This is a genomic window from Streptococcus pluranimalium (genome assembly GCF_047785705.1).
Taxonomy (GTDB): Bacteria; Bacillota; Bacilli; order Lactobacillales; family Streptococcaceae; genus Streptococcus; species Streptococcus pluranimalium_A.
Window position 1 is genome coordinate 1 of the sequence record NZ_JBLOJV010000043.1, and the last position, 11,378, is coordinate 11,378.

The following is an 11,378-nucleotide window of genomic DNA, read 5'->3' on the forward strand; positions in this document are numbered from 1 at the left end:
ATGACGAGGAGATTTTTGACTAAATGATGTGGAGCAACACCACCCTAACGAGTCATTAGAGACTTGTTGACAGAACAAAAAAGCCAAACGACTTCTCTCAATCCAGCATTTCTGATTAAAATAAATCAAAAACACTATCTATTTTACCGCCATTTTCCTTGTTACCAGTAATGAGATGAGCTCCAACAGCTTTAGAGAACGTCTCAATATTAAGGCTTTGAACATAGATTTCTCCGTAGCCTCTAAAAGTATTGACGACACCCTCACCCGTACCAATCGATTGCAAAAAACCATTTTCCAAATGAATATCATAGTCAAGACTATCACTCCAGGCAACCACATGAGCATTGTCAATGGTTATACTATCACCTTGGAGCTCCAACTTTTTAATGGAACCAAAAGTATTTGCTAAGAGAGTGCCCTCGCCTTCAGTAGTCATCACAAAAAGACCGCCTTGCCCACCAAAGAAGGCACGACCAACTGATTGCCTCTTCATACGGTATTGAGCAGAGCCATCCAAAGCCAAAAAGGCACCATCATTAAGCCGATATTGTTTCTGTCCCAACTCTAAAGCGATAACTTGTCCCGGCATGGAGGGAGCTAAGGCCAAACGCCCATTATTTTCCGTTGAAACGGCTTGCGTCATAAAAATAGATTCACCAGAGGTCATCGACCGCCCTAGTGCTCCCAACATTTTTCCAAGCCCTTCTCCTCGTCCATTCAGACGAGTATTTAGCTGAACACCAGGCGTGTGATATACCATACTTCCCTGTTGCAAATAGACTGACTCGCCAGCCTCTAAAGCAATCTCCACCAAAGGGAACTGCATGTTACTATCAATATGATAAGTCATTCGTTGATCTGTCATTTTTTATCCTCCATTTTCTCTATTATACCAATCTTTGAAAACGATAACATCAGTCTTGAGAATGATTCTGACAGGTTAGATAAGCAATAAACACTGACAGTAGCCTCAACAAAAGTAATAACATCTCTCATCTTTTATAATGCTAAAAAACTGAATTACAAATAATAAATCTCTATACGGCTAAAAACAGCATCTCCTGTTATTTCAAGGATTTTTTCACTGACTTGTTCGTCAGGGTCGGACTTTAGCGAACTCATGACGGTATCTCCCGACATGCGAACAGACCAGGTCTGAGGAACGTATAGTTTCAAGGTTGAAAAGACGATATCACCTGAATAAGTCGCCTTATCACCCAAAATTGTTCCTTCTGAGAAATAAACCGAGGCACTTGCAAAAACAAGGTCCCCACCGATAGTGGTAAAAGGCATGTCAACATAGCGCGTACTGCCACCAAACACCGTATCAGAATCAGCTTTAGAGGGCTTTGCCTTCTTTTTGTTACCATGAATATGAACAGTGGAAGACCACTTAGATTGTTTAGGAAGAAGGAGACGCAATCCTGCATAACCAAGAAGAGTCGCAACTATCAATACCCAAATATCTAGCTTTAACCAATTAAATTCACTGTTTAAAATCATAAAGACCACTGCCGCACCCATAAAAGTCGAGCCAACATTGCTTCTAAAGAGATTTTGCAGAGTAGCAAAACCAATGAACCCAACTAAAATCAGCTTCCAGATAGAGAAATCAATCCAAAACAATGTGTCCTTAAAAAGAATGAACCCTGCCAAAAGGAGCAAAAAGACGCCCCAAAATGTATTTTTTTGATTCTGCATAACTACCGTACCTCTCTTAATCTTTCTTTTAATAATTGATAATAATGCCGCGAAACGTGAACCTGCTTATGGGTTTGATGAAAGGAAACCGTGCTAGTTCCCGAAAAAGAGCGGTCTAGCGAATAAATGGCCTTGCAATTGACAATGGTAGACTTGGCCACACGACAAAAATAGGTCGGCAATCTCTCTTCTAACTCATATAACTTCAAATGCACCTCGTAAGAATCCTCTTGACTATGGGCAAATACTTTTGTCCCTTGGGTTTCAAAAAAGAGAATGGTCATCACATCCAAGAAAAATTCACGACTGTCCTGATAAAAAACAAGAGGCGTTGCTTGACTCTGAGACAAAAAGGCTTGTAAGGCTTGGATCTGAGCATCTAAGTGTGGTGTCCGAATCAACACTTCTGGCTCGTCCAAGCCATCATCTATATCAATCTTAATTTTCATAAGGCCTCCTTTCCCTTCACTCTGTAACCTTATTATAGCAAGATTTTTTCTATGAACAAGGCATTTTCAGCAAGTGGTTATTTAGACATGCTAAGTGGTCATCTCAGGCAAGTCAAAAGACTGCCGAAGGTGATGCCGACAGTCTCCTTATCTTGTTTTTCTATATTACCTCTATCATGCAGCCAGTATCCACATCATAGATAGCACCATTGATCTCAATGTCGTCTGGGATCAGAGGCGACTCCCTCAACAAAGCCATATCTTCTCGGACACTCTCTTCAATGTCTGTGAAGGGTAAAAAGTCTTTATCTGACACATCAAGACCTAAATCACGCTGCAGCTGATGATGAAAGGCGGCATTGGTAAAGGTCTGTGCGCCACAGTCCGTATGGTGAAGCACCACAATCTCTCGCGTGCCAAGCTGCTGCTGGGAAATCACAAGGGAGCGAATCATGTCATCAGTGACACGCCCGCCTGCATTACGAAGAATGTGGGCATCGCCCAAAGCCAACCCAAGTGCTGGAGCGACATGCAAGCGTGAATCCATGCAAGTCACAATAGCAACCTTGGTTTTGGGTTTGATAGGCAAATGCTCCGTCCCGTGCAGAGAGACATAGGCTTTATTAGCTAGCATAAAACGATTAAAATAAGACATGATTACTCTCTCTAAATAATATGATAATCAAATCATATCATTTTTTCAAAAAACTGTCAGATGAAATCACCTCATCCCATCAAAATCGAAGACCTTACTGTTGTATTTGATAACGTTTTCTATTTTTGGTATGATGAAGGTGATGTGATAACAGATGAAGAAAGGTATATGATGACTGACTATAACAATATCCTAGAACTGCAAGAACTCAAAAAAATCCTCATCGCAAAGAACAAACAAAACCCTGGCCCCCTCATCCAAACAGCAATCGAAACATTGGATCAAACCATCAATAACCTTCAAAAAGGGAATACCCATGGATTAGCCTTAGAAAAAACTCTAGGAATAGCTAGAAATGCCTTTGCCAACCTCATCATCCGTAAAGAAATAACTTTAAGTAGCCATGAACGACAGGTTTGGGAAGATTTCAAGACAAAAGAAGGTAACAAAGTCGCTAAAAATGGCTTGTTAGGCTACTTAGCAACTGCTTTTAGAGGTTTTCGAATGTAAGATAGTCTCCACACGCTGGATTGAAGATTCTTAGACAGATACTAAACCTCCTATGATAGGCTAATGAGAGCCTAACACCATCAATCAACTCACTCCTGATACGCCATAAATGTCAAAAAACTCTAAAATAATATTGTGAAATCTACAACAAGCTATGGTGCTGTGAAAACTAAAAAAAGGGCTTATCAAAAACGAAAAGGCTAGGATTTTTGTCCTAGCCTCTTTTGATTGTGCTTGATATGATCACCAGTCGTCTTGCTCAACTTTCGCGATGCACCAGGTGATCAACTCTTCCAGGCGCTCCGTTTGACCCGTCATATCCAAATAGCCCATGACCGCTTCAAAACCTGTTGACATCCGGTAAGTCACAACATCCGCATTCTTAGCCTTGGTGTGACTGTTAGTGTTGCGCCCCCGACGGTAGATCGCTTCCTCTTTTTCGGTCAAAAGCTGCGCTTCTAACATAGCTGTGATCAGACTTGCCTGTGCCTTGGCAGACACATAGCGAGTCGCTAAGCGGTGCAGTTGATTGGGCTTGGTCTGACCTGTGAAAATCAGGTGGCGACGAATGTAATAGGAATACACCGCATCCCCTTCAAAAGCTAGCGCAATCCCGTTGATGAGACTCACATCTACTTGACTCTTATCAGTCACGGGTCCACCTCACTCCATCTTTGGTATCAAGAAGTTTGATACCCCTCTCAGCCAACTGGTCACGAATAGCATCTGCTCGTGCAAAGTCTTTATTAGCACGCGCTTCCTGGCGTTCTTCGATCAAAGCTTCGATAGCCGTATCAAGTACCTCTTCTTGATCTTGAAAAACAATCCCAAAGACTGCTAACATCGCCGCGAACGCTTCTTTAATGGTAGCAGTGTAATGACCTGAATTGATCCATTTTGCTAAATCAAAAAGAACCGTAATCCCATTTGCAGTGTTGAAGTCATCGTCCATGGCGGCCACAAACTGTGCTTTGAAACTATCAAAGTCATCACTATCCACCGTTTCTTGGACTGACTGCTGATAAGCATTTTTCAAGTATCTAAGATTAACCTCAGCATCATGAATGGCTTTTTCAGTAAAGTTGATCGGTTTACGGTAGTGTTGCGTCGCCAAAAAGAAGCGAAGCACCTGTCCATCAACAGTTTCTAACATCTCATGAACCGTCACAAAGTTTCCTAGTGACTTGGACATTTTTTCGTTATCCACATTGACAAAGCCATTGTGCATCCAATAATTGGCAAAGGTGTGCCCTGTTTTAGCTTCAGACTGGGCAATCTCATTGGTATGGTGGGGGAACTCTAAGTCAGCGCCACCACCATGAATATCAATGGTATCACCGAGGATTTCTGTCGCCATCACCGAGCATTCGATATGCCAGCCTGGACGCCCCGCTCCCCAGGGACTTTCCCAAGAAACTTCCCCATCTTTGGCCGATTTCCAGAGGGCAAAATCAACAGGATTTTCCTTGCGAGCTGTCTCCTCATCCGTGCGACCAGATGCTCCAAGCACTAAATCTTCCAAGCTTTTATTGGCTAGCTTGGCATAATCCTTGAATTTCGCCACACGAAAGTAAACATCCCCTTGTGACTCGTAGGCAAATCCTTTTGCCACAAGTGTTTCCACAAAGGCAATGATCTGATCCATATAGTTGATGACACGAGGGTTTTTAGTGGCTGGTTTAACACCCAACTTAGCCGTGTCTTCCATGAAAGCAGCGATGAACTGATCTGAAAGTTCTTTGGTTGAAATCCCTGCTTCATTAGCTGCCTTGATGATTTTATCATCTACATCGGTAAAGTTAGAAATATAGTCAACAGCGTAACCGCGGTATTCAAAATAGCGACGAATGGTATCAAAAGCCACCGTTGAACGGGCATTTCCGATATGGATGTAATAGTAAACTGTCGGCCCGCAAACATACATCTTGACCTTGCCTTCTTCTAAAGGCACAAAGTCACGAAGACTGCGAGTCATGGTATCGTAAATTTTAATCATAGTCATTCTCTTTCATCATCGTTTCTAAGCACTGCCTATCGGTTATCTGGTATTTCAGCTCTTTCAATGATTGTTGGTTCATAATATAGACAACAATCATTGTCACCGCTGCTATCAACCCCCGAATAGTTGCCCACCAATGATGTTTAGCAATGGCAACTACTACGGCTATACTGACTATTCCTAAACAAGAGACTAAAATCACTTGTAGCATTTGTAGGCGTCTATAAACTTTTTCCATTATTGTTTACCGTTAATTTTTGACCGTTTTGGGAAAAACAACTGAGTTACTTCCATTTTGATTGACCCCCTTATTACATAGAGTCTTAGACTGTTTTATTATACCACAAAAACTAGCCTCAAACAGAGACTAGTTTTAACTTATAATCCTTTAGCGATTGTCATTGCGACATCGAAAAATACCATGGCACCTGTACTTCTTGTCTCGTGGCGCTGATCCCACTCGTCATTGTGATGATCAACATAATCTGCCGTGTAGAAAAATTGATAAACATCAGCCTTGCGATACTGCGCCCAAGCCATGATAGAGGCAGCTTCCATATCAACAACTTCTGCACCCGCAGCCATACGACGCTTAACCTTAGCAGCCGTTTCACGAAAAAAAGCATCTGTTGTCCATGTCTTCGTTCTCGTACAATCAATACCTGCTCGTCGCAAAGAAGTTTCCATCTTAACTAAGTATCTCTCATCATAGGAAATCTCATCGCTCGCAGGCGCATAATGATAGCTAGTTCCTTCATCTCGAAGGGCTGTTTGCGGTAAAATAATCCTATCTGATGCTATATTCTTATCCAATACACCGCAAGACCCTAAGATAATAAACTTCTTAAAACCAACTACCTTCAACTCTTCCAGATTTCCTACTGCCATCGGAGCTCCGATACAAGCCAACATAACAGCGACTTTGAGACCATCTCTTTCATAGATATACCAAGGATGTTTGCCATTCAAGCTCTTGATAAAACCACCCTCGTAAACATCTGGAAGCTGTTTGATTGTCTCTACAATTTGACCATTAAAGGAATAGATCAATATATCACAGACTTCACGAACCATAAAATCTGCTGACCCTGATTCCAGAGATAGGTTTTCAGGCTCAATAACGGCACGTCCGGGTTCAAATTCTTCAAGAAGCATAGGCAAAAACACCAAGGGTAAAAGATTTTCATAGGTCTACTTTTCGTCCGAAAAGTAGACCCTTACACCCTATCCTTTCAACATTTGTTATAGTATAAGAAAATTCCTGAAACCAACCAAGCGATTTCAGGCTTTTTGCGATTAATTAGACGATTGGGGTTTTCTGTCCTTTGCTTCTTCTAATTTAGAAGCATAATAACAGTTTTTACGGTCTTCTTCAACGGCGTGATTGACCAGTTCGTCTTTTTTGCCATGAACACGCACGACCTTAGCTGGAATGCCAACGACGGTCACTGCAGCTGGCACATCCGATACCACGACTGCACCGGCGCCAACCTTGGCATTTTCACCAATCTCAATAGGACCAATAACCTGAGAGTGTGCTGATACCAACGCGCCTCGACGCACTGTCGGATGACGCTTACCAGTAGCCTTCCCCGTGCCACCCAGAGTCACCCCGTGATAGAGCATGACCCCTTCTTCGACAATAGCTGTTTCGCCAATAACCAAGCCAGCTCCGTGATCGATAAAGACTCCTGCCGCAATCTCGGCACCAGGGTGAATCTCAATAGTGGTCCAAAAACGCCAAAACTGACTGTGCATCCGTGCAAGTAGCTTAAAACCGTGTCGCCACAAATAATGAGACACCCGATGAGCAGCCAAGGCCTTGATCCCAGGATAGGTCAAGACGACTTCTAAGGAAGTGCGAGCTGCTGGGTCTAATTCTTTGACAATATCGATTGATTTTCGCCACCAGCCCACGGCTATCCTTCCTTTCTTTTGGATGAAGGCATTCTAAACCTTCGTGCATACCACCTGCTTATCAGGGGAGACTAGCTATCAATACCAGACCACTCAACCATAACCTGTCGATCTGCCAAAGGATTGACCACAACACCTAGGGTAGACCCTGCTTCATCACTGCCTGCTTGCACAATCTCTTTTAAGTGCCATGTAAAGATCGAGCCGCCCATTTCTCTAAAGGGCAAGCCAAACGCCTCGTTGTTATACCAGTCCGCAAGATGCGGTAGACTTGAAAAGACTGGGACAAAGCTGTCTCCTGAATCATTTGCCATGGTCGGAAAGCGACGGTCATGAGTGCCATCAGCCTTGGGGTAAATGAAAACAGGCACCAAATAAAGTTTTTCTAGCAAGTCTGCTGCCTGATTATCGTCGTTCATGGTGTCATTGATAATCTGTGTAAAGGCATTGAAACTGAATCATCTCACTGGACTGAAAGATGGTCGAATTGCTAAAATCACCTGTTTTTTTGACATTGAAAATCAAGCCGGTCAACTGATGCAGGATGACTTCTTCCAAAACAGCCAAGGCAGAGCGTTCTACCCACTCCTGATCCTTAGCACTGGAATGCTCATGACAAAATGTCTCTAAATCTTCCTTACTGGTAAAAACAGGTGTCAGCTTTTGCCCATCAATAGCAATGGCATAGGGCTGTGAACTTGCCAAAACGGGATAGGTATGCAGGCTATTGACAAAAATAATGCTGCGTAGAAAATGGTCTGGCTCAGCGATAAACTGACGAAGGGCCAAACCCAACTCAAGATGAAATCTTTCCATAATTACTGTTCCTTTTCAGCCGTAGGGGCTTGAGGTGTTTCAGCTACCTTGGGGCGTGGGACAAGGACCTTCATAGAGGCATCAATTCGTCCCTTGTCATCAATTCTAATGATTTTGACATCAACGTCTTCACCAATCTCAAGAACATCTTCCACACGATTGGTTCGCGTCCAAGCAATCTCTGAAATATGCACCAAAGCATCTGTCTTATCAAAAAGGTTGACAAAAGCACCGAATTTTTCAATCCGAACCACCTTAGCCTGATAGGTCTCACCGACCTTGGCCTCACGCACCAAGCCAGCAATGATAGCCTTGGCTTGATCAATGGCCTCTTGATCAGAAGAATAGATGGACACATTACCCTCTTCGTCAATGTCAATCTTGACACCTGTTTCAGCGATGATCTTGTCAATGATTTCGCCACCTTTACCGATGACAACCTTGATTTTAGCCACATCAATCTTGATGGTATCAATCTTAGGCGCAGTTGGTGCAAGATGTGGACGTGGCGCAGCAATGACATCTTCAATCACATCAAGGATTTCAAAACGGGCTTGTTTAGCCTGTGCCAAAGCCTCTTCGAGGATTTGTGGGGTAATCCCTTCAATTTTGATATCCATTTGAAGGGCTGTGATGCCCTCACGCGTACCAGCTACCTTGAAGTCCATATCGCCAAAGTGATCTTCCAAGCCTTGAATATCCGTCAAAACGGTGTAGTTAGTACCATCTGAGATGAGACCCATGGCAATCCCTGCCACTGGTGCTTTGATCGGCACACCACCAGCCATAAGGGCAAGAGTGCCAGCAGTGATAGAGGCTTGAGAAGAAGAGCCGTTTGATTCCAAAACTTCTGCGACTAAACGAATGGCATATGGAAACTCCTCTAAACTTGGAAGAACTTGTTCCAGAGCGCGTTCACCAAGAGCACCATGACCAATCTCACGACGGCCTGCAGCACCGTAACGACCTGTCTCACCGACCGAATATTGTGGGAAATTATAATGATGTAAGAAACGTTTTTTATACTCAGGATCAAGCCCATCAATGATTTGAGTCTCTCCCATAGGGGCTAGGGTCAAGACTGAGAGAGCCTGAGTTTGCCCTCGTGTAAAAAGCCCAGAGCCGTGAACGTTTGGTAAGAAGTCAATCACCGCGTCTAAAGGACGGATTTCATCAACACGACGACCATCAGGACGAACCTTGTCTTCTGTGATCAGACGACGCACCTCAGCATGCTCCATCTGTTCCAAGGTTTCAGCCACATCACGGTAGATCCGATCAAAGTCTGGATCATCAGCATAGCGAGCTGTATACTCTCCAAAGACCTGCTCACGCACTTCGTGTGTCGCATCTTGACGAGCTAACTTTTCCTCAACCTGAACAGCACGCGCCAAGTCATCATAGTATTTGGCATTGATTTCGTCAAAGAGTTCTGGATCAACTTGCAGTAGTTCCACGTCAGCTTTCTCCTTACCAATAGCTGCGACAATCTCCTCTTGAAAGGCAATCAGGTCTTGAATAGCCTCGTGACCTTTCAAGAGAGCTTCTAGCATGATGTCTTCTGATAGTTCTTTAGCACCAGACTCTACCATATTGATAGCTTCTTTAGTACCTGCCACAATCAAATCCAAACAAGACGCTTCCTTTTGAGCTTTATCAGGATTGATGACAAACTCGCCATCCAGATAAGCAACTTCTACACCAGCGATTGGGCGTTTAAAGGGAATGTCCGAAATAGCCAGTGCTAGTGATGAGCCAAACATGGCAGCCATGGGTGCGCTAGCATTGTCATCATAAGAAAGCACGGTGTTGATGACCTGGACTTCGTTGCGAAAACCTTCTGCAAACATGGGACGAATAGGACGGTCAATGAGACGCGCCGTTAGGGTCGCAGCCGTTGAAGGACGACCCTCACGCTTGTTGAAGCCTCCTGGAAATTTTCCAGCAGCATACATCTTTTCCTCGTAGTTGACTTGGAGCGGGAAAAAATCTCCTGATGCCATCTTTTTAGACATGACTGCCGCGGTCAAAACAGTCGACTCTCCGTAGCGAACAAGAGTCGCCCCATTGGCCTGGCGAGCCACCTGACCAATCTCAACAACTAAGGGCTTCCCAGCAAAAGTGGTTTCAAAAATGTGTTTGGGCATAAACCTCTCCTATCAGATAATATGTCATATCGTGTTTTCTACAAAAGTCAACCTAAACCTCAGTCTAGCCTCACCTTTGCATAAAACCAAGCTACTGCTATCATTTTACCATAAATTCACTAAAAAAGAGAGCAGGATCACCAATTAAGCTGTCAGCGTTTTTAATGAGTCTCAACAAATCCTTAATAGCTATAGCGGTATTGACTCAAAAGAGTGGGGTGAACCCAAAAAGAACTGGGACAAATGTCTCCAGTTCCTGTGTGAACCTTAGTTGATCAGGCTTATTTGACGGCACTTGTTTTTGGCAGTGCTTTGTCTGCTTTAGCGGTTGCAGCGGCTGCTACTGACTTAGTAGCGGGCTTGGCTGTTGATGAGGCATCTTTTTTGCCGTTAGCCTTACCTGCTTGAGCTGCTGCCGCGCCTGTGCCTGAAGGGGACGCAGGTGTCCCTGTCCCTGCCGCTGCACCATTTGTTGCATCTGAACTAGCAGAAGAGACTGCCACAGTTGGTGTAGTTGGTGTAGTTTGTATTTCATTAGCAACATACTTCAATTCAGCGACATACTGACTTTTTACACGACTCATTTCAGAATAATCGTGAAGTGATGTGTCAAAAATAACTGTGCCATCTGGACCAATCACGCGTCCTTCTGTTCCATTTGCAAAAAATTCTACTTTGTATCCAGGCTTAAATTTCAACGTATTGCCATCAACTGCTTTCAATACTAAATCATAATTTTTCGGATTCCTAATAGGTTTATTAATGAACTCTGGAAGTGGAATTGACCTACTTTCTTCATCAAGATAAGATTCAGGATCCATAGTATCTCGCAAATATTGCTTGCCATTAACTGTTACATACTTTGTCCAAGTTTTACCATAGAAATCAACAAAGGTTTCTGTATTATCTTGGGCTGATACTGTCGACACACTACTTGCTACCGTTCCTAATGCTAAAGCTGAACTGGCTAGCACGACTGCTGAAATGGTTGTCAATCGTTTATTCATCTTCATAAAATTAAAGTTCCTTTTCTTTATTAGTCTTGTCTTGTCACAAAGGATATAGACAATCTTTATTGGGGGGGGGGGGGGGGGGGGGGGGGGGGGGGGGGGGGGGGGGGGGGGGGGGGGGGGGGGGGGGGGGGGGGGGGGGGGGGGGTGGGGGGGGGGGGGGGGGGGGGG

At 43.9% G+C, this 11,378-nt stretch carries 12 protein-coding genes and 1 pseudogene; 1 reads left to right on the top strand and 12 read right to left on the bottom strand.

What is annotated here, in order from left to right; genetic code table 11:
- Positions 1–115: 115 nt before the first annotated feature.
- From ACMZ6Z_RS08290 to ACMZ6Z_RS08305, 4 genes are all read right to left on the bottom strand, one after another.
- The gene (locus tag ACMZ6Z_RS08290) at positions 116–868 is read right to left on the bottom strand and encodes a TIGR00266 family protein (protein ID WP_416132093.1); all 753 of its coding nucleotides are present in this window, start codon (positions 866–868) and stop codon (positions 116–118) included.
- A gap of 155 nt (positions 869–1,023) precedes the next feature.
- On the bottom strand, positions 1,024–1,704 hold the full coding sequence (locus ACMZ6Z_RS08295) for a LiaF transmembrane domain-containing protein (RefSeq protein ID WP_416132094.1): 681 nt from the start codon (positions 1,702–1,704) through the stop codon (positions 1,024–1,026).
- Positions 1,705–1,706: 2 nt separating this feature from the next.
- Complete coding sequence (locus ACMZ6Z_RS08300; protein ID WP_416132095.1) at positions 1,707–2,153, bottom strand: LytTR family DNA-binding domain-containing protein; 447 nt, start codon at positions 2,151–2,153, stop codon at positions 1,707–1,709.
- Positions 2,154–2,313: 160 nt separating this feature from the next.
- The gene (locus tag ACMZ6Z_RS08305; RefSeq protein ID WP_416132096.1) at positions 2,314–2,808 is read right to left on the bottom strand and encodes a beta-class carbonic anhydrase; all 495 of its coding nucleotides are present in this window, start codon (positions 2,806–2,808) and stop codon (positions 2,314–2,316) included.
- A gap of 60 nt (positions 2,809–2,868) precedes the next feature.
- Between ACMZ6Z_RS08305 and ACMZ6Z_RS08310 the strand changes: the two genes are divergently transcribed.
- The gene (locus ACMZ6Z_RS08310; RefSeq protein ID WP_416132097.1) at positions 2,869–3,318 is read left to right on the top strand and encodes a hypothetical protein; all 450 of its coding nucleotides are present in this window, start codon (positions 2,869–2,871) and stop codon (positions 3,316–3,318) included.
- A gap of 243 nt (positions 3,319–3,561) precedes the next feature.
- Here the strand turns inward: ACMZ6Z_RS08310 and ACMZ6Z_RS08315 are convergent, their stop codons facing one another.
- The 8 genes and pseudogenes from ACMZ6Z_RS08315 to ACMZ6Z_RS08350 all read right to left on the bottom strand — a co-directional run bounded on the left by ACMZ6Z_RS08315 (position 3,562) and on the right by ACMZ6Z_RS08350 (position 11,210).
- Positions 3,562–3,972 carry a Mini-ribonuclease 3 gene (locus ACMZ6Z_RS08315; RefSeq protein ID WP_416132098.1) on the bottom strand — a complete coding sequence of 137 codons (411 nt, stop codon included), beginning with the start codon at positions 3,970–3,972 and terminating at the stop codon, positions 3,562–3,564.
- Complete coding sequence (gene cysS, locus ACMZ6Z_RS08320) at positions 3,965–5,314, bottom strand: cysteine--tRNA ligase (RefSeq protein ID WP_416132099.1); 1,350 nt, start codon at positions 5,312–5,314, stop codon at positions 3,965–3,967. Before cysS ends, ACMZ6Z_RS08315 begins: the two co-directional genes overlap by 8 nt.
- On the bottom strand, positions 5,307–5,555 hold the full coding sequence (locus tag ACMZ6Z_RS08325) for a hypothetical protein (RefSeq protein WP_416132100.1): 249 nt from the start codon (positions 5,553–5,555) through the stop codon (positions 5,307–5,309). The genes cysS and ACMZ6Z_RS08325 overlap by 8 nt, the downstream gene beginning before the upstream one ends.
- Before the next feature lie 140 nt (positions 5,556–5,695).
- A complete protein-coding gene (locus tag ACMZ6Z_RS08330) occupies positions 5,696–6,472 on the bottom strand; it encodes a nucleoside phosphorylase (RefSeq protein ID WP_416132101.1) in 777 nt (258 codons plus the stop codon).
- 141 nt (positions 6,473–6,613) lie between these two features.
- A complete protein-coding gene (cysE, locus tag ACMZ6Z_RS08335; protein ID WP_416132102.1) occupies positions 6,614–7,234 on the bottom strand; it encodes a serine O-acetyltransferase in 621 nt (206 codons plus the stop codon).
- Positions 7,235–7,305: 71 nt separating this feature from the next.
- Positions 7,306–8,053: pseudogene (locus ACMZ6Z_RS08340) on the bottom strand (SseB family protein).
- Positions 8,053–10,197 (bottom strand): polyribonucleotide nucleotidyltransferase, encoded by a 2,145-nt coding sequence (gene pnp, locus ACMZ6Z_RS08345; RefSeq protein WP_416132103.1) that lies wholly within the window; start codon positions 10,195–10,197, stop codon positions 8,053–8,055. Before pnp ends, ACMZ6Z_RS08340 begins: the two are co-directional and overlap by 1 nt.
- A gap of 281 nt (positions 10,198–10,478) precedes the next feature.
- Entirely contained in the window at positions 10,479–11,210 is a 732-nt protein-coding gene (locus tag ACMZ6Z_RS08350) for an LPKTxAVK-anchored surface protein (protein WP_416132104.1), read from the bottom strand.
- Positions 11,211–11,378 lie beyond the last annotated feature (168 nt).

What these genes read in the sequence shown, in the direction of transcription:
- ACMZ6Z_RS08290 (WP_416132093.1), bottom strand. Translation starts at nt 868, where the DNA reads ATGACAGATCAACGAATGACTTATCATATTGATAGTAACATGCAGTTC.
- ACMZ6Z_RS08295 (WP_416132094.1), bottom strand. Translation starts at nt 1,704, where the DNA reads ATGCAGAATCAAAAAAATACATTTTGGGGCGTCTTTTTGCTCCTTTTG.
- ACMZ6Z_RS08300 (WP_416132095.1), bottom strand. Translation starts at nt 2,153, where the DNA reads ATGAAAATTAAGATTGATATAGATGATGGCTTGGACGAGCCAGAAGTG.
- ACMZ6Z_RS08305 (WP_416132096.1), bottom strand. Translation starts at nt 2,808, where the DNA reads ATGTCTTATTTTAATCGTTTTATGCTAGCTAATAAAGCCTATGTCTCT.
- ACMZ6Z_RS08310 (WP_416132097.1), top strand. Translation starts at nt 2,869, where the DNA reads ATGAAATCACCTCATCCCATCAAAATCGAAGACCTTACTGTTGTATTT.
- cysS (WP_416132099.1), bottom strand. Translation starts at nt 5,314, where the DNA reads ATGATTAAAATTTACGATACCATGACTCGCAGTCTTCGTGACTTTGTG.
- ACMZ6Z_RS08325 (WP_416132100.1), bottom strand. Translation starts at nt 5,555, where the DNA reads ATGGAAAAAGTTTATAGACGCCTACAAATGCTACAAGTGATTTTAGTC.
- ACMZ6Z_RS08330 (WP_416132101.1), bottom strand. Translation starts at nt 6,472, where the DNA reads ATGCTTCTTGAAGAATTTGAACCCGGACGTGCCGTTATTGAGCCTGAA.
- pnp (WP_416132103.1), bottom strand. Translation starts at nt 10,197, where the DNA reads ATGCCCAAACACATTTTTGAAACCACTTTTGCTGGGAAGCCCTTAGTT.
- ACMZ6Z_RS08350 (WP_416132104.1), bottom strand. Translation starts at nt 11,210, where the DNA reads ATGAAGATGAATAAACGATTGACAACCATTTCAGCAGTCGTGCTAGCC.